General features: G+C 67.8%; 24 protein-coding genes. 12 read left to right on the top strand and 12 right to left on the bottom strand.

Annotated features, from left to right (window positions below; all coding sequences use genetic code 11):
- The 3 genes from A5673_RS09195 to A5673_RS29025 all read right to left on the bottom strand — a co-directional run.
- On the bottom strand, window positions 1-429 hold a 429-nt coding region (locus tag A5673_RS09195; protein WP_231970970.1), incomplete at its 3' end, for a C40 family peptidase.
- A gap of 148 nt (window positions 430-577) precedes the next feature.
- Window positions 578-1,057 (bottom strand): nitroreductase family deazaflavin-dependent oxidoreductase, encoded by a 480-nt coding sequence (locus A5673_RS09190; protein ID WP_068230229.1) that lies wholly within the window; start codon window positions 1,055-1,057, stop codon window positions 578-580.
- The gene (locus tag A5673_RS29025; protein WP_156748031.1) at window positions 1,057-1,200 is read right to left on the bottom strand and encodes a hypothetical protein; all 144 of its coding nucleotides are present in this window, start codon (window positions 1,198-1,200) and stop codon (window positions 1,057-1,059) included. The genes A5673_RS09190 and A5673_RS29025 overlap by 1 nt, the downstream gene beginning before the upstream one ends.
- A gap of 53 nt (window positions 1,201-1,253) precedes the next feature.
- Here A5673_RS29025 and A5673_RS09185 point away from each other — a divergent pair, with 53 nt between their 5' ends.
- The 3 genes from A5673_RS09185 to A5673_RS09175 all read left to right on the top strand — a co-directional run bounded on the left by A5673_RS09185 (window position 1,254) and on the right by A5673_RS09175 (window position 4,233).
- Window positions 1,254-2,399 carry a hypothetical protein gene (locus A5673_RS09185; protein WP_068230226.1) on the top strand — a complete coding sequence of 382 codons (1,146 nt, stop codon included), beginning with the start codon at window positions 1,254-1,256 and terminating at the stop codon, window positions 2,397-2,399.
- 82 nt (window positions 2,400-2,481) lie between these two features.
- The gene (locus tag A5673_RS09180) at window positions 2,482-3,168 is read left to right on the top strand and encodes a TetR/AcrR family transcriptional regulator (RefSeq protein ID WP_068230223.1); all 687 of its coding nucleotides are present in this window, start codon (window positions 2,482-2,484) and stop codon (window positions 3,166-3,168) included.
- Between the two features lie 144 nt (window positions 3,169-3,312).
- On the top strand, window positions 3,313-4,233 hold the full coding sequence (locus A5673_RS09175; protein ID WP_068230220.1) for a metal-dependent hydrolase: 921 nt from the start codon (window positions 3,313-3,315) through the stop codon (window positions 4,231-4,233).
- A gap of 35 nt (window positions 4,234-4,268) precedes the next feature.
- Here A5673_RS09175 and A5673_RS09170 read toward each other — a convergent pair whose 3' ends face one another.
- The 3 genes from A5673_RS09170 to A5673_RS09165 all read right to left on the bottom strand — a co-directional run bounded on the left by A5673_RS09170 (window position 4,269) and on the right by A5673_RS09165 (window position 5,541).
- Complete coding sequence (locus A5673_RS09170; RefSeq protein ID WP_068230217.1) at window positions 4,269-4,667, bottom strand: VOC family protein; 399 nt, start codon at window positions 4,665-4,667, stop codon at window positions 4,269-4,271.
- A gap of 77 nt (window positions 4,668-4,744) precedes the next feature.
- Window positions 4,745-5,134, bottom strand: a complete 390-nt coding sequence (locus A5673_RS28290) for a hypothetical protein (RefSeq protein WP_197518336.1) — start codon at window positions 5,132-5,134, stop codon at window positions 4,745-4,747.
- 14 nt (window positions 5,135-5,148) lie between these two features.
- Window positions 5,149-5,541: a hypothetical protein gene (locus A5673_RS09165; RefSeq protein ID WP_068230213.1), complete on the bottom strand. Its 393-nt coding sequence runs from the start codon at window positions 5,539-5,541 to the stop codon at window positions 5,149-5,151.
- 173 nt (window positions 5,542-5,714) lie between these two features.
- On the opposite strand from A5673_RS09165, the gene A5673_RS09160 reads away from it, so the two are divergent.
- The gene (locus A5673_RS09160; RefSeq protein WP_068230210.1) at window positions 5,715-6,194 is read left to right on the top strand and encodes a hypothetical protein; all 480 of its coding nucleotides are present in this window, start codon (window positions 5,715-5,717) and stop codon (window positions 6,192-6,194) included.
- A 57-nt stretch (window positions 6,195-6,251) separates the two neighbouring features.
- Here A5673_RS09160 and A5673_RS09155 read toward each other — a convergent pair whose 3' ends face one another.
- Together A5673_RS09155 and ychF are read right to left on the bottom strand one after the other, a co-directional pair.
- A complete protein-coding gene (locus A5673_RS09155) occupies window positions 6,252-6,680 on the bottom strand; it encodes a hypothetical protein (protein ID WP_068230207.1) in 429 nt (142 codons plus the stop codon).
- Between the two features lie 69 nt (window positions 6,681-6,749).
- Window positions 6,750-7,847, bottom strand: coding sequence for a redox-regulated ATPase YchF (ychF, locus tag A5673_RS09150; RefSeq protein WP_068230204.1), 1,098 nt, complete (start codon window positions 7,845-7,847; stop codon window positions 6,750-6,752).
- 111 nt (window positions 7,848-7,958) lie between these two features.
- On the opposite strand from ychF, the gene A5673_RS09145 reads away from it, so the two are divergent.
- On the top strand, window positions 7,959-9,080 hold the full coding sequence (locus A5673_RS09145) for a DUF6542 domain-containing protein (protein ID WP_082958634.1): 1,122 nt from the start codon (window positions 7,959-7,961) through the stop codon (window positions 9,078-9,080).
- On the opposite strand, the gene A5673_RS09140 is transcribed toward A5673_RS09145, so the two are convergent.
- Window positions 9,077-10,075, bottom strand: a complete 999-nt coding sequence (locus A5673_RS09140) for a 4-hydroxy-3-methylbut-2-enyl diphosphate reductase (RefSeq protein ID WP_068230202.1) — start codon at window positions 10,073-10,075, stop codon at window positions 9,077-9,079. The genes A5673_RS09145 and A5673_RS09140 overlap by 4 nt on opposite strands.
- A gap of 65 nt (window positions 10,076-10,140) precedes the next feature.
- Between A5673_RS09140 and A5673_RS09135 the strand changes: the two genes are divergently transcribed.
- Genes A5673_RS09135 through A5673_RS09115 form a run of 5 tightly spaced genes read left to right on the top strand, consistent with a single transcriptional unit; the run spans window position 10,141 to window position 14,539 of the window.
- Complete coding sequence (locus tag A5673_RS09135; RefSeq protein ID WP_068230200.1) at window positions 10,141-10,740, top strand: lipid droplet-associated protein; 600 nt, start codon at window positions 10,141-10,143, stop codon at window positions 10,738-10,740.
- Window positions 10,737-11,990 (top strand): exodeoxyribonuclease VII large subunit, encoded by a 1,254-nt coding sequence (gene xseA / locus A5673_RS09130; RefSeq protein WP_068230198.1) that lies wholly within the window; start codon window positions 10,737-10,739, stop codon window positions 11,988-11,990. Before A5673_RS09135 ends, xseA begins: the two co-directional genes overlap by 4 nt.
- Window positions 11,974-12,219, top strand: coding sequence for an exodeoxyribonuclease VII small subunit (locus tag A5673_RS09125; protein ID WP_068230196.1), 246 nt, complete (start codon window positions 11,974-11,976; stop codon window positions 12,217-12,219). The genes xseA and A5673_RS09125 overlap by 17 nt, the downstream gene beginning before the upstream one ends.
- Before the next feature lie 55 nt (window positions 12,220-12,274).
- Window positions 12,275-13,360: an NAD-dependent epimerase/dehydratase family protein gene (locus A5673_RS09120; protein WP_068230193.1), complete on the top strand. Its 1,086-nt coding sequence runs from the start codon at window positions 12,275-12,277 to the stop codon at window positions 13,358-13,360.
- Between the two features lie 42 nt (window positions 13,361-13,402).
- Window positions 13,403-14,539 carry an AI-2E family transporter gene (locus A5673_RS09115; RefSeq protein WP_068230191.1) on the top strand — a complete coding sequence of 379 codons (1,137 nt, stop codon included), beginning with the start codon at window positions 13,403-13,405 and terminating at the stop codon, window positions 14,537-14,539.
- Here A5673_RS09115 and A5673_RS09110 read toward each other — a convergent pair.
- The 3 genes from A5673_RS09110 to A5673_RS09100 are packed head-to-tail and all read right to left on the bottom strand — an operon-like array spanning window position 14,536 to window position 17,577.
- Window positions 14,536-16,080 (bottom strand): carboxylesterase/lipase family protein, encoded by a 1,545-nt coding sequence (locus A5673_RS09110; RefSeq protein WP_068230189.1) that lies wholly within the window; start codon window positions 16,078-16,080, stop codon window positions 14,536-14,538. The genes A5673_RS09115 and A5673_RS09110 overlap by 4 nt on opposite strands.
- Before the next feature lie 13 nt (window positions 16,081-16,093).
- Window positions 16,094-16,891, bottom strand: a complete 798-nt coding sequence (locus tag A5673_RS09105) for a dienelactone hydrolase family protein (protein WP_068230187.1) — start codon at window positions 16,889-16,891, stop codon at window positions 16,094-16,096.
- 11 nt (window positions 16,892-16,902) lie between these two features.
- On the bottom strand, window positions 16,903-17,577 hold the full coding sequence (locus A5673_RS09100; RefSeq protein WP_068230184.1) for a DUF4245 domain-containing protein: 675 nt from the start codon (window positions 17,575-17,577) through the stop codon (window positions 16,903-16,905).
- Window positions 17,578-17,632: 55 nt separating this feature from the next.
- Between A5673_RS09100 and glpX the strand changes: the two genes are divergently transcribed.
- Window positions 17,633-18,673 carry a class II fructose-bisphosphatase gene (gene glpX / locus A5673_RS09095; protein ID WP_068230181.1) on the top strand — a complete coding sequence of 347 codons (1,041 nt, stop codon included), beginning with the start codon at window positions 17,633-17,635 and terminating at the stop codon, window positions 18,671-18,673.
- Window positions 18,674-18,711: 38 nt separating this feature from the next.
- Window positions 18,712-20,124, top strand: a complete 1,413-nt coding sequence (locus A5673_RS09090; protein ID WP_068230179.1) for a class II fumarate hydratase — start codon at window positions 18,712-18,714, stop codon at window positions 20,122-20,124.
- Window positions 20,125-20,234 lie beyond the last annotated feature (110 nt).

Raw genomic sequence — 20,234 nt, 5'->3', positions numbered from 1 at the left:
CTCAAACAGCGTCGGCGGCTTCATTTCCACGTCGATCCGGCGGCCGGAATCTTCGCCGTCGGGCATCGGCAGGAACATGTGGTGGGTGAATCCGGCCTGGTAGGCGCCAGCACCACCGATGTGCACGCCGCCGCGCTCGCCGCTGGACACCGGCGTGCCGTCCGGCAGGGTTACCGCCGTGTGGCCACCGTTCCAGCCGATCACCAACGCGTTGGGAGCGGTTCCGTACTGAAAGCCCCGGGCCAACAGCGCGGCCTCCTCGTTGCCGGTGTTGAATCGGCTGCCGAAAACCGGCCTATCGGTCGCCGCGTTGGCGACCCAGGAGGCGAGCCCGGAGCAATCGGTCCCGGCGGGAGAATCTCCGCCCGGGATATAGGGCGTCCCGGAGACCTGATTGATGAGCGTCATCAACGTTGCTAATACAACCATGGGCAGGCACGCTAGCAATTACATTCATTAAGAACCAAAATTTGTGGCCTTCGTCATGCGTTAATTGCACAATGGCGTGCGCCACATCGATAGCGACTCGATTGCAATCCAGCAAATTTCTAGAAGCGAAACTCGAACGCCGCCGAGGTCAGCGCGGCTGCAACATGACGACCGGGATCCCGCGTTCGGTCCAACTCTGGTACGTGTCGAAGTCCGCATAGAGTTCGACCAGGCGCGGCCACAGGCGGCCGCGCTGCTGCGCGTCGGCGGTCACCGCGCGCACCGGTCTCCGCTCGCCCCCTATCTGGGCGATGGTGTCGGGATGCGCGACCAGGTTGCGATACCACTGCGGATGATTCGGCAGGCCGCCTTGGGAGGCGACCACTACCATGTCCTGCCCGTCGCGTAGATACAGCAGCGGGACGGTGAACAGCTTGCCCGATTTGCGGCCGCGGTGTTCGAGGAGCAGCGTCGGCACGGGTTTGCGGAAGCCGGCGCCGATACGCCACTTGCCGCCGATGCGACCGTTGGTCTTTCGGTATACCCACACTTGCGCCCGGCTCATGTGGCGGAAGACGACCGGCAGTAGCGGGGAATCCAACTGCTGGGGCCGCTTGGGTGCGGCCATCACCGCGCGTCCAGGTATTGCCACGCCACGTCGAGTTCGTGGGCGAAGACTTCGATCATGTGCTGGACGCCAATCTCGTTGCGGCCCGACGACCCCGTGGTTGCGCCTTGCGGCGCGGGGCCCGTTTGGTCTAGACCACACATTTACTACATGTGTATGGTCAATGTCCAGTCACCCGAGCCTACGGAGGGTCAATGTGGACACCTGCACTGCCGAGTACGAACGACTGACTCGCGGCCTCGGCGGATTGCGCTGCGACGGCAATCCGTTCATCACCTTGACCAACCCGCTCGAGTTGCAGCACTGGACGATGCCGCTGATCGAAGTGCTTCTCGTCGTCGGGGCGGTCGCGTGCCTATTCCATGCGCTGCGCTGGCGCCGCGAACGCGGCGATTCCTCCAACCTCGTCGTTTGGATCGCATCGATATTCGCGTTGTTGCTGGTGGAACCGATCGCCTACTTCCCGCAGTGGTTCGGCCTGCAGAACTCGCTGGGCCTGACCTTTGTGCACAACCAGTTTTCGGTGCAGTTCCTGTTCGACCGGCTGCCGCTCTATATCGTGGCCATGTATCCCGTCTACACCTACGTCTCGTATATCTTGATCCAGCGGACGGGAATCTTCCTGCGCCACAACGCCGTTGTCGGCGCCACGTGCGTCGCGTTCACCTTCCACTGCCTGTATGAAGTGGTCGACACGGTGGGCGTCCAATTCCGTTGGTGGGTCTGGAATCAAAGCCTGCCGGGCTCGGTTCCCGCGCTCGGCGTGGTTCCCTACCTCAATATCCAAGCCTTCTCGCTGGGCCTGCCCTTCGGCTTGGCCCTGGTCGCCCTGCTGGTGTGCAAGCGACCCGCGCCTAACGGATGGCGGGTGGCGCGCAACGTCGTCGCGGTCTGCATCTTCACCTGGCCGGTCATGTTCCTGTCCTCGCTACCGGCGTGGCTGCTGAACCTCTCCGGCGTTCCTATCCTCACCGCCCGGCTGGTCGGGACGTGGCTGCTGATCGCAGGCGCGGCGGCGGTGACCGGGGTCGTGCTTGCGCGTGAATATGTTGCGCGCCGCCAAAACCCCTCCCTGGTACCGGCCGGCGTCCAGCGTGACTACTTCGCGCTGATCTCCCTCTGCGTGTACCTGGCTGCGTGCGTCCTGTTCTGGGGAGCTGCGCTGCCCGACTACCTTCGGGCGCAGAACGGCGTGACGCCCCAAGGAGCTCCGACCGGGTCGCTCGCCTATGGGTTAATCACCTTCGTTCTTTCTTCGGCATTGATCCTGGGCTGCTATGCGGGTACGACGAGCCGCACACGACACCGCCACGTCGCCGCGCCCTTGGCCGCCGGGCGATAGCGAGCGACCCGGAGCACCGGCGCGGCGGCTTCCAGTAACGTCTAGCTATGGCTGTTGGCTGTCGCACCGGACCCGCGCGCTGATGCGCACCCACGGTTGGTCGGGCGCCGCGCCGGCCTCGGACGCCGAGGCCATCGACCGAATCCTTGCCGCCGCCAAGCGAGCGATTGACCGGAATGGCAGCGAAATTCGCATCACGGACATCGCGCGAGAGCTCGGTGTCACACGCCAGACGGTTTATCGTTATTTTCCCAGCACCGATTCACTGCTGATCGCGACAGCCATCTCGGAAACTGCGCCGTATCTCGATGCACTGACCCGGCATCTGGCCGAAATCCATGACCCCGCGGAGGCCGTCGTCGAGGCCATGGCCCACACCCTCGAACGCCTGCCTGAGGAACCGTATCTCGGCTTGCTCCTGTCCCCAGGTCAAAAGGGCGCGTTCGCCGCCGGAGTGACGTCGGACACCGCACTGAGATTCGGCCGAACCATGTTGGAACGCTTTGCAGTTGACTGGCACGCGACCGGGATCACCGACGACCAACTCGACGCCCTCACCGAGTACATGCTGCGGATCCTGCAATCGTTTGTCATCGATCCCGGGCGTCCGCCGCGGCGAGGCCAAGTGCTGCGCAACTACCTGGCTGCGTGGGTCACACCGGTCGTGATGGCACTGACAACGCGGAAAACCACCCCGCGGCGTCCGGCCGCGACCACACGCGCCCCGCACGGGCGCCGAACGCGAACCTCGCCGCGCAGCAACGCCTGACCGGTTCGGCCGGGCGGTCACGTCGCGCCCGGATGGTTGACCCGCGCCTCGACCATACAATATCGTGTTATGTATGGTCGGCGTCGGCGGCAGCAGTCGGCATTGGCGAGCCCGATCTTTGAGCCCCTGGCAAGAGGTGAGCTGATGACTGATCTGCAGGTGCGCCGTCTGCGGTTTGACTTCTCGGCGCCCGTGCCAATGGTCTGGCACCCCGACAATCCGATGTTCTCGCACGCCGTGAACATGATGTCGTTCATCGCGATCTGCTTCGAGAAGATGATTGTCGAGGCGGTGCAAGAGGCTAAACCACACTTCACCGACCCCGGGGTCGCGTCGGAGGCGGATGCGTTCATGCGCCAAGAAGCCCAGCACGCCAACGCCCACCGCCAACACGTCACAGCCCTCGTCCGGCGGTACCCGGGGCTGCAAGGGACCCTCGACGAGATCATGACTTCATACGACTGGGTGACCAAGACCAAGTCGCTCGAATACCGATGGGCCTACATCGCCAACCTGGAAGCGATGTTCACGCCCACCTTCAGGTTCTTATTGGACAACGAGGGCATCATGTTTCGGCCCGGCGACGATCGGGTGGCCTCGTTGTTGCTGTGGCACATGGTGGAAGAAGTCGAACACCGCAGTTCGGCGCTGACCCTCTACAACGCAGTCGTGGGCAAGCGGCTTTATCGCCTGCGCGTTCTCCCGAGCATGATTCGGCACCTCATGGGCACCCTGGTTCCCATCTATGAAAATGGGGTGAATGCTCATGTGCCCGAGCAGGATCGGGTGATAGACCCCCACGAGATGTCGCTATCGGGGCGCATGCGAGGTCGGCTGCGCAGGCGCGCTTTACGGGGTCGGTCGGACCGCGGCCTCGCACCGCCAATGCTTGGGAACGTTTCCCGCAAAGACAAACGCCTGGCGTTGCACGGACTGATTCTGAGCCAGAACCCGTTCTTCGACCCGGCCGGCGAATCCGTGCCGGCCTTCGCGCGCGAGTGGTTTGACCGCTACGAGCGCGGCGACGACGTAACGCACTGGTATGGCGGTCAAGCCGCCGGTTAGCAAGGCACTCCGGTTCGAATTCCGTTGCCTGACAGTCAGAGTCCGAACTTGGCGCGGGCCTCGTCGCTGACTGGAGTGAACAGGTTCACCAGGTTGCCGTCCGGATCCCGGAACAACAGCGCGCGGTTTCCCCACGGCATGGTGGTGGGCTCCGTCACGACCTCGCCGACGCGGTCGCGCAGGCGCTCGTATTCCGCGTCCACGTCCTCGACGAGGAATTCCACGATCGCGCTCCGGTTGGCCGCCGGCTCGGCGGAGCCGTCCCCGAACAGCGGCACCGTCTTGTCGCTGCCGATGGCCAGCGTGCCGACCGGCGTCGGGATCTCGGCGAACAGCTCGTTGCCCCAGACCGCGACAACCCCGGTGACCGCCTCGTAGAAATCGACCAGCCGGTTGACGTCGGCCGTGATGATGCGGGTCGAAACGAACTTCATGGAGCCTCCCCTATCGGCGATCGGTGCGCGGTGTCCTGCGCCGACGCCAGGCTAGGCGGCGCCTCCGACAACCACCCTCAGGCGGGAGTCCACACTCCGTTGTTCCAGAATCCCCACACGTTGACGGTCGGGTTCCACATCAGCTGCGCCCCGGGCGCCCACGGCGGCGGGGGCGGCTGCGGCGGCGCCCACCCCATCGGGGGCCCCCACGGTCCCCACCCCGCCGGACCGCTTTGGCCCGGCCGGCCCTGCCAGTCGTGGCACTGGTGCCAGTCCCAGTTGTAAACGGTTCCCCAGCCCGGGTCCCATTGATCACCAGGGCACCAATGATTGGCGGGTGCTGGGGCCGGCGCCGCCTGCGCCCAGGGGCCGCCGGCCAGCCCGGAAGCGGCCAACGCCAACCCCCAACCGAGCAGCACGTTCGCGGACCGCCGAACCCACGGTCTCGTCTGCCTTGCCGTCGCCATCGCCCACCAATCCACTACGGCCGAGCCTCCTGGTCCGCCGACGGCGGGGGCGTCTGGATACGTCGCCTGGTCTCTGCCACCGCACGCCTGATTTCGGCCGATTCGCGTTCGGCGGCGGCGTGCTCGCGCTCCTCGCGTTCGTCGGCGCGTTGCATTCGCTCACGCTCGCGCTGCTCGGTCGCGCCCTCGCGGACATCCGCAGCCCGCTCGCGCTCATCGGCGAATTGCTCGCGGGCATCTGCGAGCCGGTCCCGCTCATCGGCGACGCGGTCTCGTTCGTCGGCAACCCGCTCGCGCCTCAAGAGCTCACCCTCGCGCAGCGCGATCGCCTCCTCGCGCCGCTCGGACTCGGCGTCGCGAGGCTCGAGTCCGCCTGGCGTGGCGGCACGGTTTTCGGCAGCGACCACGGCTCAACCTTAACGCCGGGAGCGACCACTTGCTCTAGCGCTGCCGCAGACGTTGAAGCGCCCTGCCGGATTCCAACGGCGCTGGTGATCGCAGCAAACCCCTTTGTGGGCCTGTATTTTCCGGTGACATGGTCGTATTGTGCTGCCGAAGGGCTACCAGATAAGGAACGCCGATGAGGAAGATCCCAGCGATAGCGACCGTCGCGCTGGCTACCGTGGCTATCCCGCTCGCCGCGCCGGCGGCGGCCGACCCGGTGGTGGCCGACCAGATGGTGAGTGGGATGTATAGCCTCCACTTCCCGGACGGCAGCCTCGAAGATCAGACTTTCAAGGCCACGTCGTGCGGTATCGGCTGCGTCCAGGTCGATTTTGCCAACACCTCGGGCCAGGCCAAGTTCTATGCCGATCGGTGGCATGCAAGCTTTCCGCCCAATCCCGCGGCGTGGCGCTGCCCCGACGGGTCGGTGCACAGGGGCTTCGACGAATGGACCTGGGACCCCGCCACCGGGCTGGGCACGATGGTCGTCGTCCGCACCGAGGCCGCGTGCGGATATACCGACCACAGCAGCGTGCCCATCGCGCACCGGTTCGCCTTGACCAAGCTGGGCGGGCAGTCGGCGCAGCCGGGCAGCCTCGCGCCCGCCGTCGCGTAGCGAGTCGATCCGCTAGACGTTGAACCGGAATTCGACCACGTCGCCGTCGGCCCCGGACTACTGCTGTCCTTCCAGCAGATGGGCATACGGGTCAGCGTCGCCACCAACCGATTCCGGCATCGGATAGTAGGTCTTGATGAGCAGGTTTCCGTCGTCGTCCCAGGCGAAGGTCTCGATGCTGTATGCAACGCCGACGTTCGGTTCGGTGCCGAAGTGGTTCTCGCACACCCAGGCCATCTCGTTCCCATTGACCTGAACCGTGATCATCTTGATCTTGAGGATCGACTGAAACATGTCGAAGGCGTCCGACGTCGCGGCGGCGAATCCGTGTTTCTCCTCGGTGCCGACCGGGTCGAACATGCGCACCTCGCCTGGACAGATGGTGCGCCAGGAGGCCACCCACTCGTCCTTTTTTCCTGCATTCCACAGCTCGGCGTGCTTGGCTGCGTGCGCCAAGCGGGCCTTTCGGCTCGGAACCTTGCTCATCTCGGCCCCATCTCCGTTTACGTCAACGTGATGGTCACGATAGCTGGACACGTGTCCAGTCGGAAGGTTCTATGCCTTGGCCTTGCTTGTAGATGTTGATCCAAAGCGGAATTCGACCACGTCGCCGTCGGCCATGACGTAGTCCTTGCCCTCCATGCGGACCTTGCCGGCCGCCTTCGCCGCCGCCATCGAACCGGCGGCGATCAGGTCGTCATAGGACACGATTTCGGCCTTGATGAAACCCTTTTCGAAGTCGGTGTGGATCACCCCGGCGGCCTTGGGCGCGGTATCGCCCTGATGAATTACCCACGCCCGCGACTCTTTTGGGCCCGCCGTCAGGAAGGTCTGCAGCTTGAGCGTGTGAAATCCCGCCCGGGCCAGCGCGTCCAGGCCGCGCTCGGTCTGCCCGATCGACTCGAGTAGCTCGGCGGACGACTCGTCGTCGAGCTCGATCAGCTCGGATTCGATTGCGGCGTCGAGGAATACGGCGTCGGCGGGGGCGACGAGCCGGCGCAGCTCGGCGACCCGCTCGGCGTCGGTGAGCACCCCCTCGTCGGCGTTGAAGACATACAGGAACGGCTTGGTGGTCAACAGGTTCAGCTCGCGCAACAACGACACGTCGGCGCCCGCGGCGAACAGCGTCTTGCCGCCGTCCAGCACCGCCTGGGCGGCGACCGCCGCGTCATGGACGGGCCGGCGCTCCTTGCTGGTGCGCGCCTCCTTCTCCAGCCTGGGCAGCGCGCGCTCGAGCGTTTGCAGGTCGGCCAGGATCAGCTCGGTCTCGACGACCTCGATGTCGGACTTCGGATCGACCTCTCCGGCCACATGCGTCACGTCGTCATCGGAGAAGACCCGCACCACCTGACAGATGGCGTCGCATTCGCGGATGTGGGCCAGGAACTTGTTGCCCAGCCCGGCACCCTCCGACGCGCCCTGGACCAGGCCGGCGATGTCGACGAACGTGACCGGCGCAGGGACGATGCGCTCGGAGGAGAACAGCTCGGCCAGCTTGTCCAGCCGCGGGTCCGGCAGCGAAACCACGCCCTCGTTGGGCTCGATCGTGGCGAACGGATAGTTCGCCGCCACCACATTGTTCCTGGTCAGCGCATTGAACAGCGTCGACTTGCCGACGTTCGGCAGGCCCACGATTCCCAGGCTCAGGCTCACGGGGATTCAAGTGTAGGGCGAGCCGCTCAGGCGTGTGCGACGCCGTGGCGCGCCAGCGGTCCTAACAAGGTCTTTACCGGCGTTTCGGCCCATTCCCGGTACGGTCTACATGTGCCAGAACAGCGGGCAAGATCGGCGGTCGAGGCTGGCCACCGCTCGATTCACCCCAACATCCCAGGTGTGCCGTGGTGGGCGGCCCTGGTCCTGGCCGTCACCGCGACGGCCGTCGGTTATGCGATCGACGCCGGTCACAAGGATCTGACCCACGTCTTCGCCGGCTTCTATATAGCCGGCTGCGTGGCCGCGGTGCTGGCCGTGCGGCAGGACGGCGTGTTCACCGCGATCATTCAGCCCCCGCTGATTCTGTTCTGCGCGGTGCCGGGCGCCTACTGGATGTTCCATGGGCGCAAGATCGGCAACCTCAAAGACCTCCTGATCAACTGCGGCTATCCGCTCATCGAGCGTTTCCCGCTGATGCTGGGCACCGCGGGCGTCGTGCTGCTCATCGGCCTGCTGCGGTGGTATTTCGGGAAGTCGCAACCGGCGGCCGCCGAAGCCGGGGACGACGCCGCGGCCACGGGGGCGCGCAGCTCGGTCGTCGGCGCCCTTGGCGCGAAACTGAATTCGCTGCTGGGCCTCGGTAGCACCGAGGACGACGAGGAAGAGGCGCCCAGCGGCCCGAGGCGCGCCCGCCCGGCCGGCCGTTCGCCGAAACCCGCTCCGAGGACCGGCCGCGCGACGCGCGCCGATCGGCCCGAGCGTGCCGGGCGGGCGCATTCCCGGCGTGCCCGGCCCCCGCTGGACGACGAACGCGATCCCCGGGACGCCCGCGACGAGCGCCCGCGGCGCCGCCGCCCGGCGCCCCCCCGCGACTTCGACCCGGCCGACCCGCCGCCCCGGCCACGGCGCCGCCCCAGGCCACACGACGATGCCGATGTTCGCCAGCCGCCCCGCGAAACCCGTCGCGAGCCGCGTACCCGCCGCAATCCCTACGAACGGCCGTACGAAAGCTCGGTTCCCCGCGGCAGCCGCTTCGACGGCTATGACCCCTACGAGGCCTACGAGCCCCGGCGGCGGCGTGCCACCCCCACCGGGAACGGCTCCAACCCGACACACCACCCCATCTCGCAGGTGCGCTACCGCGACCCTGGCCCGGCCGAAGATCCCGGACCCGCCCGGCGGCGCCGCGCGCCGCGCGGCTTTCCGGCGGAGTCCTGGGAGTACGAAGGCTAGCGAGCCGACCGGATCTCGCGGGGCAGCGCGAACACCAGGGTTTCCTGGGCCGTCGTCACCGGCTGCACCACGTCGAAGCCGCAGTCGGCCAGCCGCTCCAGCACACCGCGCACCAGCACCTCGGGGACCGACGCGCCGGAGGTGACGCCCACCGTGGTGACGCCCTCCAACCAGGCCGGGTCGATATCGTCGGCCCAGTCGACCAGGTAGGCCGCCGCCGCTCCGCCGCCCTTCGCCACCTCGACCAGCCGCACCGAATTCGACGAGTTGCGGGATCCGACGACGATCACGAGCTCGCACTCGGGCGCCATCGCCTTGACCGCGACCTGCCGGTTCTGGGTGGCGTAGCAAATGTCGTCGCTGGGCGGGTCCTGCAACTTCGGGAAGCGCTGCCGCAGCCGCTCGACGATCTCCATCGTCTCGTCCACCGAGAGCGTGGTCTGCGACAGCCAGACCACCTTGTTCTCGTCGCGGACCGTGACGTTGGCCACCGCGCCGACCCCGTCGACCAGCTGCACGTGGTCGGGCGCCTCGCCGGCGGTGCCGATGACCTCCTCGTGACCCTCGTGGCCGATCAGCAGAATGTCGTAGTCGTCCCGGGCGAACCGCCTGGCCTCGTTGTGCACCTTGGTCACCAGCGGGCAGGTGGCGTCGATGGTGTGCAGGTGGCGTTCGGCGGCCGCGGCGTACACGGTCGGCGCGACGCCGTGCGCGGAAAACACCACGATGGCCCCCTCGGGGACCTCGTCGGTCTCCTGGACGAAGACGGCGCCGGCCTTTTCCAGGGTGTCGACCACGTGCTTGTTGTGCACGATCTCGTGGCGCACGTAGACGGGGGCGCCGTGCTTCTCGAGGGCGCGCTCCACCGTCTCGACGGCCCGGTCCACCCCCGCGCAGTAGCCACGCGGCTCCGCCAGGAGCACCCTCCTGCGGACCGGGTCGTTGGCTACGGAGCTGGCCGCACCGGGAATTCCCATGTCAACAGTCGGCGGCATGACATTCAGGGTACCGGCCGGTGGCGGGCTTGGAGTTGGCCGCGGGTTAAGGCAGTCTTGGACTCATGGCTACTGCACCGTACGGAGTTCGGCTGATAGTCGGCGCGGCGACAGTCGCCGTCGAGGAGACGATGAAGCTGCCGAAGACAATCCTGATGTATCCCATGACGGTTGTCAGCACCGCGGCCCACCTGGTGATGCGGTTTCAGCAGAACCTGGCCGAGCTGGTGATCAAGGGCGACAGCACCCTGGAGTCGATCTTTCCGCCCAAGGACGAGAAGCCGGAGTGGGCGACCTTCGACGAGGACCTGCCCGAGGACGCGATCGACGCGGGCAACGCCGCGCCGGACGGCGACGACGGCGAGCGCCGGGCCGAGGGACGATTCGCGCTGTACTCGGTCGCCGACGCGCACGAGGACGCCAGCGCGCTCGTCAAACCCGTCAAGAAGCCGAAGGCTGCCGCGGCCAAGACGGCTGTGCAGGAACCGGAGGTGGCCGCCGAGCTCGACTACGCGAGCCTGACGCTGGCCCAACTGCGGGCCCGGCTGCAATCGCTGAACGTCGACGAACTCGAGGCCCTGCTGGCCTACGAGCAGGCCACCAAGGCCCGCGCACCGTTTCAGACGCTGCTGGCCAACAGGATCACCCGCGCGAACGCGAAGTGACCCGAGCCAATCCCGACGCGAACTCCGCGGAGAACCCCTTTCCGGTGCGCGCGGTCGCGGTCCGGGTCGCGGGCTGGATCGACCGGCTGGGCGCCGTCTGGGTCGAGGGCCAGCTGGCCCAGATCTCGATGCGGCCCAACGCCAAGACCGTGTTCATGGTGCTGCGGGACCCGGCCGCCGACATGTCGCTGACCGTGACGTGTTCGCGCGACCTGGTGGCCAACGCGCCGGTGAGACTCGACGAGGGCACCCAGGTGGTGGTCTGCGGCAAGCCCTCGTTCTACACCGGGCGGGGCACATTCTCGTTGCGGCTCAGCGAGATTCGCGCGGTCGGCGTCGGCGAGCTGCTGGCGCGCATCGACCGGCTGCGCCGCCTGCTGGACGCCGAGGGCCTGTTCGATCCGCGGCTCAAGCGGCCAATCCCCTTCCTGCCCAGCATGATCGGGCTGATCACCGGGCGGGCGAGCGCCGCCGAACACGACGTGACGACGGTGGCGGGCGCGCGCTGGCCCGGAGTGCGTTTCGCCGTGCGCAACACCGCGGTGCAGGGGCCGAACGCGGTCGCGCAGATCGTCGAAGCGCTGCGTGAACTCGACGGCCACCCCGAGGTCGACGTGATCGTGGTTGCCCGCGGCGGCGGCAGCGTCGAGGACCTGCTGCCGTTTTCCGACGAGACCCTGTGCCGCGCGATCGCGGCGTGCCGCACCCCGGTCATCAGCGCGGTGGGCCACGAACCCGACAACCCGCTGTGCGACCTGGTCGCCGACCTACGCGCCGCCACCCCCACCGACGCCGCCAAGCGGGTGGTGCCCGACACCGCCGCCGAGCAGCGGCTCATCGGCGAGCTGCGCCGGCGCAGCGCCCTGGCGCTGCGCAGTTGGGTATCCCGCGAGCAACGGCACCTGACCCAGCTGCGCAGCCGGCCGGTGCTGGCCGAACCGCTGACGGCCCTGACCGCGCGCGCCGACGAAATCCACCGCGCGCGTTCGGCCGTGCGCCGCGACATCCGGCGGCTGGTCGCCGCGGAGACCGACCGCGTCGGCCATCTGCGCGCGCGGCTGGCCACGCTGGGCCCCGCGGCCACGTTGGCCCGCGGCTACGCCGTGGTGCAAACGGTTCCCGACGGCGGACCTGCGGCGGTGCTGCGCTCGGTCGACGACGCGCCCGCGGGCACCCGGCTGCGGGTGCGGGTGGCCGACGGCGCCGTGGCGGCCGTGAGCGAGGGGGTGACCGATGGCATCCGACGATGAGGAATCGGTGGAGTCAATTACTCCCATTAGTCAGCTTGGCTATGAGGCCTGCCGCGACGAGCTGGTCGAAGTGGTGCGGCTGCTGGAGCAGGGCGGACTGGACCTCGACGCGTCGCTGCAGCTGTGGGAAAGGGGCGAACAGCTGGCGAAAAGGTGCGAAGAGCACTTAGCTGGCGCGCGCAAGCGGGTCGAGGACGCGCTCGCGGCCGGTGAGCCCGACGCGGGCTGACTGCGGCGGACATTTGGAACACGTTCCAGTTGTTCTGGACTATGCTTCGCGAACTATGGGTGATGCATCACTGACAACCGAACTGGGCCGCGTCCTGGTCACCGGCGGCTCGGGGTTTGTCGGCGCCAACCTCGTGACCACGCTGCTCGACCGCGGCTACCAGGTGCGGTCCTTCGACCGCGCCCCCTCGCCGCTTCCCGAGCACGCCAGCCTTCAGGTGCTGCAGGGCGACGTCACCGACGCGGGCGTCTGCGCTGCGGCGGTGGACGGCGTCGACACGGTGTTCCACACCGCCGCGCTCATCGAGCTGATGGGCGGCGCGTCGGTGAGCGACGAATACCGGCAGCGCAGCTTCGCCGTCAACGTCGGGGGCACCGAGAACCTGGTGCACGCGGGGCAGGCGGCCGGGGTGAAGCGGTTCGTGTACACGTCGTCCAACAGCGTGGTGATGGGCGGGCAGAACATCGCCGGCGGAGACGAGACCCTGCCCTACACCGACAGGTTCAACGACCTCTACACCGAGACCAAGGTGGTCGCCGAGCGATTCGTCCTGAGCCAGAACGGCGTCGGCGACATGCTGACGTGCGCGATCCGGCCCAGCGGCATCTGGGGCCGCGGCGACCAGACGATGTTTCGCAAGCTGTTCGAAAGCGTGATCGCCGGCCACGTCAAGGTGCTGATCGGGCGCAAATCGGCCCGGCTCGATAACTCGTACGTGCACAACCTGATTCACGGGTTCATCCTGGCCGCCCAGCATTTGGTGCCCGGCGGGACCGCGCCCGGTCAGGCGTACTTCATCAACGACGCCGACCCGATCAACATGTTCGAGTTTGCGCGGCCGGTGGTCGAGGCCTGCGGAGTGAACTGGCCGCGGGTCCGGGTCAACGGGCCGCTGGTCCGCGCGGCCATGACCGGTTGGCAGCGCATGCATTTCCGGTTCGGGATACCGGCCCCGCTGCTCGAACCGCTGGCCGTCGAGCGGCTGTACCTGGACAACTACTTCTCGATCGACAAGGCGCGCCGCGACCTCGGCTATGAGCCGCTGTTCACCACCGACAAGGCGATGTCGGAATGCCTGCCCTACTACGTGGAGCTGTTCGGGCAGATGAAAAGCCAAGCCGAGGCCACCGCCAGCGGTTAGGGTGGCGCTCAAAGCGACGACGCGGAGGGCGGCCCGGTGCGCATGAACGCCGAATTCACGCTCACGCAAAAGCGCGCGCTGGCAATCTTCACGCTGATCGCCGTGCTGTTCGGCGCCTATTTCCTGCGCAACTATTTCGTGCTCATCGTGGTGGCCGCGGTCGGGGCCTACCTGTTCACGCCAATGTTCAACCGGTTCAACAGACGTCTGGGCACGGGCTTGTCGGCCACCTGCACCCTGTTGTCGGCGCTGGCCATCGTCATCGTGCCGGTCGGACTGCTCGTGGTGCTGGCCTTCGTTCAGATCTCGCGCATGGTCGACAGCATCGCCGGCTGGGTCAAGACGACGGACCTGAGCGGGCTGGGCGATAGGGTTCTGCACGCCGTCAACGACCTGCTGGCACGAGTTCCGTTCGCGCACGCCACAATAACCGCGGAGACGCTTCGCAAGGCGATGGTGACGGTGGGGCGCAACGTCGGCGAATGGCTGTTGCATTTCTTGCAGGGCGCCATCGGTGGCCTCGCGGGCGCCGTCGCCTCTGCCATCATCTTTCTGTACGTGTTCGTCGCGCTGCTGGTGCATCGCGAGAAGCTGCGAACGTTGATCGGGCAGCTCAACCCGCTCGGCGACGAGGTGACGGAGCTGTACGTGCAGAAGGCCGGAGCCATGGTGCGCGGCACCGTCAGTGGCCAGTTCGTCATCGCGCTGTGCCAGGGCGTCGCCGGCGCCGCGTCCATCTACGTCGCCGGGTTCCACCACGGTTTCTTCATCTTCGCGATCCTGCTGACCGCGTTGTCGATCATTCCACTGGGCGGCGGCATCGTGACGATTCCGTTCGGCATCGGGATGATCTTCTACGGCAATATCGCCGGGGGCGCGTTCGTCGTCCTCTGGCATCTGCTGGTGGTCACCAACATCGACAACTTCCTGCGCCCCATCCTGGTTCCGCGCGACGCACGGCTGAACCCGGCGCTGATGTTGCTGTCGGTGTTCTCGGGCATCGCCATGTTCGGCCCGTGGGGCATCGTCATCGGTCCCGTGCTGATGATCCTCATCGTCACCACGATCGATGTGTACCTCGCCGTGTACAAAGGCGTCGAACTCGACACGTCCGACGAGCGACCCGCCCGCCGCACCTGGCTGCCACGCCGGAAAGCCAAAGCGGGACTGAGTAGTTAGCGGAAGCTCACCATCTCGTCGCCCCACGCGGCGCGGATGTGCGCATCGACGTAACTGGCGAGGGTGTCACGCTTGTCGATGAGCAGGCAGGCGCGGTCGACGTCCTGATAGGGCGTCCAATCCGGCTCGCCGTCGGGGCCCGCGGGCTTGCCGTGGGTGGCGAAGTTGGTCCATCTGGTGCGCACCCTCTTCGAGATCGCCATGGCGGTTCGCGTACCGCCGAGCCGCAGCGTCGGATCCCCCTGCGCGCCCAGATTTCCCCAGACGTAGGGCAATTCGGTGGCATGGGCCGCGTTGACCAGCAGCAGCTTCAACAACGGGGTCGCGTAGTCGAAGCGGTACAGATACACCGGCGCCACCGTGCTGTGGCCCTCGGCCAGCCACACCGAGGGCATCCGGAACCCGGCGTCGGTGGCGATGCTCAAAAACCTTGCCCTGCGCCCCAATCGCGAATACGCCGAGACGATCTGCTCCTGGGTGGGCAGTTGCAGGTCGGGCTGTTCGGCGGCGATCTGGGTGAACATCGACGTGATCGCGCGCGGGGTGATCGGCATCAGCGGCGAGCGCATCAGCCGGAACAACGCCGCCTCATGCCTGTTGGTCCCGATGATCAACGGCACCGGGTGCGAACGGCCCGCCTGGGCCAGCTTGACGGGGTAGTCGTGCAGCAGTTCGCCGTCGACGATCGGGACGAACGCGAGCGTGCCCGGGTTGCGCACGGGCACCTCGTCGAACACCTCCTGCGAGGCGGCCAGGATGGCCGCGATCGGCGCGTCGGCCAGCGTATCCGCCTCGGCGGGGCCGATTCCCAGCTTGTCCAGGAAGCTCACGGCGACCCGCCGGCCCCGGTCTCTGTCGTACACCGATGTGGCCGGCGAGCTTTGGGCGATCGCGCCGGCGAACAGGCCCTCGGCCGCGGGGGCGGTCAGCAGCGTCGTGACGATCCCCGCGCCCGCGGACTCGCCGAACAGCGTGACCCTGTCGGGATCGCCGCCGAAAGCGGCGATGTTCTCGCGCACCCAGCGCAACGCGGCCAGCACGTCGTGCAGCCCGATGTTCGAGTCGAAGCGGCGCCGCGCCGTGCTGAAGGACGACAGGTCCAGAAAGCCCAGGGCCCCAAGCCGATAGTTCACCGTCACGACGATCACGTCGCCGCCGGTGACCAGCCGGTGGGCGTCGTAGAGGGGCTGGCTGCCCGACCCCAGGACGTAGGCGCCGCCATGCAGCCACACCATCACCGGCTTCGCGTCACCGGGCTGGGCGTGGGCCGGGGCCCAGACGTTGAGCCTCAGGCAGTCTTCGTCCCGCGGCGCGCCGAGTTCCAGTGGCATGTTCGGAAAGTCGGGTTGGGGGCAGGCGGGCCCGTAGGCGGTGGCGTCGACGACGTCCGTCCACGGCCGCGGGGGCTGCGGTCGCCGGAAACGCAGGTCGCCGACGGGCGGCGCGGCGTATCGAATGCCCTTCCACGTCCGCACGTCGCCGTCGGCGGCGCCGCGGACCGGGCCGTAAGCAGTTTCGACCACGCGGTCGTCGGTCGCCATGCTCGCAAACTTCCTAACTAAGCCGCTCGGTTAGGAATTGGACTACCCGTTTGCGGGCCTCATATGCGGGTTGACCGTCGACTTCGCGGACCTCGTCGGTCAGCACCGAGTGCGCGCCCTTGGCGAAGCCCCCTGCGTTGCCGGGGCTCGAGTCGATCTCGATGACCTCGAACGCGTCGCCGAGGCGCGCCTTGAGCGTCGCGAACCGTTCCCGCGGCACGACGTTGTCCTCGCTGAACCGCAGGCCAAGAGCGCACAGGCCGTCGTTGGCGCAGCGATCGGCGACGGTGGCGAACTCGGACTCGCTCAACCCGGGATCGGCGCGTCGCGCACGGCCCAACGGCAGCGGCACCGACGGCTGGGACAGCACCGGGGCCAGAACGCTGTCGTCCACGGCGGCGGCCAACGCGAAGCCACCGGTGAAGCACTGGCCGATGACGCCGACGCCCTTACCCGGCGTCGACGCGTTGAGGTCGCGGGCCAAAGCGCGCAGGAACAACGACACCGGTCGCTGCTTGTTGGTGGCGAACGCCGCGAATTCCCTTGCGACGCAGGCCCGCGCGATCGAGCTGAGGATGTAGCCGCCCGTCTTGGGCTTGCCCGGCTCACCGAACAGGGAGGGCATGGCGACGGTGAAGCCGTTGTCCACCAGGTGATTCCCCAAGCCCAGCACGCCGGGATGGATGCCGGGAATCTCCGGGATCAACACCACCCCCGGCCCGGTGCCCTTGCGGTAGACGTCGTGGGTGTAGCCGCCGCCGAGAAACGGCGCCACGGACCATCCGGACAGGTCTGCTTCGGGTGCGGTCACGTGCCTTCCCTTCAGTGCGCGGGCAGGGGCGGCTGGGATTGCGTCGCCGCCGCTAGCGTACGGAACTGATCGGCGCCACCGGCGCCGGTGATGGCGAGCTGGGTGGCCCCGGCCGGACCGGTGAGCCTGGTGGTCCATATCGGCTCGGCGTCGACGTCGTTCTGGCCGGCGCCGCGGTAGACCACCCAGGTGGTGCCGTCGACGTCGGCCGTCCCGGTCGGATACGCCGACGCATGGATCGAGGCGACGAGCCTGTCCTCGTCGGCGTTGCTCTGGGTCAGGCTCAGATACATTCCCGTCGGGCTGAGGTACCCGACGGTCGAGGTGGCCGCGTTGAGCCGCTGACCGGTCGAGGGGTCCTTGCGACCGCCCTCGATGCCGCCGCGGCCGCCGGAGTTGGCGTGCCAATCGCCGGGCAACCGGGGCAGCCGGATGGGAAACCCCAGCGTCTGGGCATCGGCCCGCAGCGCCCCGGCCGCGTCGTAGGCCGGGATCGCCCCGTGGTTGGTCCCGACCGGCTGGAACGAGCACATTCCCACCAGGCCGGCCAGCGCGATGCACGCGATCACCAGCGGTATGAGCGACCAGAACATGTCGCGCCCGTCCTGCAGCAGCCGGGGCTTGGCCGCACGGGGCGCCGGTGCCGGCTCGCCTACCTCGGCGTTCGGCTGCGGCTGCTCGGTCATCTCCCGAGTATCCCAGTTCCCGCAGACCGATCCGCTTCTGGGACAATCTCCAACCATGACAGCATCGCAGCCACGGTCGCGCGGCGAAGCACCAGACCGCAACCTGGCCCTGGAACTGGTACGTGTCACCGAGGCCGGCGCGATGGCCGCGGGCCGCTGGGTGGGCCGCGGGGACAAGGAGGGCGGCGACGGCGCGGCCGTCGACGCGATGCGCGAACTGGTCAACACGGTGTCGATGCGCGGCGTGGTGGTCATCGGCGAGGGCGAGAAGGACCACGCGCCGATGCTCTACAACGGCGAGGAGGTCGGCAACGGCGACGGCCCGGAGTGCGACTTCGCCGTCGACCCGATCGACGGCACCACCCTGATGAGCAAGGGCATGCCCAACGCCATCTCGGTGTTGGCGGTGGCCGACCGCGGCGCGATGTTCGACCCGTCGGCGGTGTTCTACATGAACAAGATCGCCGTCGGGCCCGAGGCCGCCGACGTGCTCGACATCACCGCGCCGATCTCCGAGAACATCAAGGCCGTCGCGAAGGTCAAGGCGCTGTCGGTGCGCGACATGACGGTGTGCATCCTGGACCGGCCGCGGCACGCCCAGCTGATCGAGGACGTCCGCGCGACCGGGGCCCGCATCCGGCTGATCACGGACGGCGACGTCGCCGGCGCCATCTCGGCCTGCCGGTACCTGTCGGGCACCGACATGCTGGCCGGGATCGGCGGCACCCCGGAGGGCATCATCGCCGCTGCCGCGATCCGCTGCATGGGCGGCGCGATCCAGGCGCAGCTGGCCCCCAAGGACGACGAGGAACGCCAGAAGGCGATCGACGCCGGCCACGACGTCGACCGGGTGCTGACCACCGAGGACCTGGTGTCCGGCGAGAACGTGTTCTTCTGCGCCACCGGCGTCACCAACGGCGACCTGCTCAAGGGCGTGCAGTACTACCCGGGCGGCTGCACCACCCAGTCGATCGTGATGCGGTCGAAGTCCGGGACCGTGCGCATGATCGAGGCCTACCACCGGCTCTCCAAGCTCAACGAGTACTCCGCGATCGACTTCACCGGCGACAGTTCCGCCGCCTATCCCCTGCCCTAGACCCGGAAACCACGCCTTAAAGACAAGGACTGCAACCAATGGCCGACGGCGCCACCGATACCGAATACCGCATCGAGCACGACACCATGGGCGAGGTCCGGGTGCCCGCGAAAGCGTTGTGGCGCGCCCAAACCCAGCGCGCGGTCGAGAACTTCCCGATCTCGGGACGGGGCCTGGAGCGCGCCCAGATCCGGGCGCTGGGCCTGCTGAAGGGCGCCTGCGCCCAGGTGAACAAGGACCTGGGCCTGCTGGCGCCGGAGAAGGCGGACGCCATCATCGCCGCCGCGGCCGAGATCGCCGACGGCCAACACGACGACCAGTTCCCCATCGACGTGTTCCAAACCGGTTCGGGGACAAGCTCGAACATGAACACCAACGAGGTGATCGCGTCGATCGCGGCGGCCAATGGTGTGACGGTGCACCCCAACGACGACGTCAACATGTCGCAGTCGTCCAACGACACCTTCCCGACGGCCACGCACATCGCGGCCACCGAGGCCGCGGTGCGCCACCTCATCCCGGCGCTCGAGGTGCTGCACGAGGCGCTGGCGAGCAAGGCCCGCGAATGGCACACGGTCGTCAAGTCCGGCCGCACCCACCTGATGGACGCCGTCCCGGTCACCCTGGGCCAGGAATTCAGCGGATACGCCCGCCAGATCGAGGCCGGCATCGAGCGGGTCCGCGCGACGCTGCCGCGGCTGGGCGAGCTGGCCATCGGCGGCACCGCGGTGGGCACCGGGCTCAACGCTCCCGACGGGTTCGGCGCCAAGGTGGTCGAGACGCTGGTCGCCTCCACCGGCCTGGGTGAATTGCGCTCGGCGGCCAATTCTTTCGAGGCCCAGGCCGCCCGCGACGGGCTGGTCGAAGCCTCGGGCGCGCTGCGCACCATCGCTGTGTCGCTGACCAAGATCGCCAACGACGTGCGCTGGATGGGCTCGGGGCCGCTGACCGGCCTGGCCGAAATCCAGCTGCCGGACCTGCAGCCGGGCAGCTCCATCATGCCGGGCAAGGTGAACCCCGTTCTGCCGGAGGCGGTCACGCAGGTCGCCGCGCAGGTGATCGGCAACGACGCCGCGATCGCCTGGGGCGGCGCCAGCGGCGCGTTCGAGCTCAACGTCTACATCCCGATGATGGCCCGCAACATCCTCGAGTCCTTCAAGCTGCTGACCAACGTCTCGAAGCTGTTCGCCCAGCGCTGCATCACCGGCTTGAAGGCCAACGTCGAGCACCTGCGCGAGCTGGCCGAATCGTCGCCGTCGATCGTGACGCCGCTGAACTCGGCGATCGGCTACGAGGAGGCCGCCGCGGTGGCCAAGCAGGCGCTCAAGGAGCGCAAGACGATTCGCCAGACCGTCATCGACCGCGGCCTGATCGGTGACAAGCTGTCGGAAGAAGAGCTGGACCGCCGCCTCGACGTGTTGGCGATGGCCAAGGTGAAGCCGGAGGACTAGAGGATGGTGGTTGCGCGATGACGGCTCCCCCGGGCGGGCCCTACGGTCAGGATCCCTACGGGGCCAATCCCTATGGGCAGGGACCCTACGTCGGCGGCCAGCCGCAGGGC

This window comes from Mycobacterium sp. E3198 (assembly GCF_001667015.1).
Classification (GTDB): Bacteria; Actinomycetota; Actinomycetes; order Mycobacteriales; family Mycobacteriaceae; genus Mycobacterium.
Note: the sequence above shows the minus strand (reverse complement) of the source record. Positions and strands in the feature narration are given on the sequence as shown.

Coding starts and splice junctions, on each gene's coding strand:
- A5673_RS09100 (WP_068230184.1), bottom strand. CDS start 17,577: ATGACCGAGCAGCCGCAGCCGAACGCCGAGGTAGGCGAGCCGGCACCG.
- A5673_RS09120 (WP_068230193.1), top strand. CDS start 12,275: ATGGGTGATGCATCACTGACAACCGAACTGGGCCGCGTCCTGGTCACC.
- A5673_RS09155 (WP_068230207.1), bottom strand. CDS start 6,680: ATGAGCAAGGTTCCGAGCCGAAAGGCCCGCTTGGCGCACGCAGCCAAG.
- A5673_RS09170 (WP_068230217.1), bottom strand. CDS start 4,667: ATGAAGTTCGTTTCGACCCGCATCATCACGGCCGACGTCAACCGGCTG.
- A5673_RS29025 (WP_156748031.1), bottom strand. CDS start 1,200: ATGTGTGGTCTAGACCAAACGGGCCCCGCGCCGCAAGGCGCAACCACG.
- A5673_RS09175 (WP_068230220.1), top strand. CDS start 3,313: ATGACTGATCTGCAGGTGCGCCGTCTGCGGTTTGACTTCTCGGCGCCC.
- glpX (WP_068230181.1), top strand. CDS start 17,633: ATGACAGCATCGCAGCCACGGTCGCGCGGCGAAGCACCAGACCGCAAC.
- A5673_RS09115 (WP_068230191.1), top strand. CDS start 13,403: ATGAACGCCGAATTCACGCTCACGCAAAAGCGCGCGCTGGCAATCTTC.
- A5673_RS09180 (WP_068230223.1), top strand. CDS start 2,482: ATGCGCACCCACGGTTGGTCGGGCGCCGCGCCGGCCTCGGACGCCGAG.
- A5673_RS09090 (WP_068230179.1), top strand. CDS start 18,712: ATGGCCGACGGCGCCACCGATACCGAATACCGCATCGAGCACGACACC.
- A5673_RS09135 (WP_068230200.1), top strand. CDS start 10,141: ATGGCTACTGCACCGTACGGAGTTCGGCTGATAGTCGGCGCGGCGACA.
- A5673_RS09125 (WP_068230196.1), top strand. CDS start 11,974: ATGGCATCCGACGATGAGGAATCGGTGGAGTCAATTACTCCCATTAGT.
- A5673_RS09140 (WP_068230202.1), bottom strand. CDS start 10,075: ATGCCGCCGACTGTTGACATGGGAATTCCCGGTGCGGCCAGCTCCGTA.
- A5673_RS28290 (WP_197518336.1), bottom strand. CDS start 5,134: ATGGCGACGGCAAGGCAGACGAGACCGTGGGTTCGGCGGTCCGCGAAC.
- A5673_RS09160 (WP_068230210.1), top strand. CDS start 5,715: ATGAGGAAGATCCCAGCGATAGCGACCGTCGCGCTGGCTACCGTGGCT.
- A5673_RS09190 (WP_068230229.1), bottom strand. CDS start 1,057: ATGGCCGCACCCAAGCGGCCCCAGCAGTTGGATTCCCCGCTACTGCCG.
- A5673_RS09110 (WP_068230189.1), bottom strand. CDS start 16,080: ATGGCGACCGACGACCGCGTGGTCGAAACTGCTTACGGCCCGGTCCGC.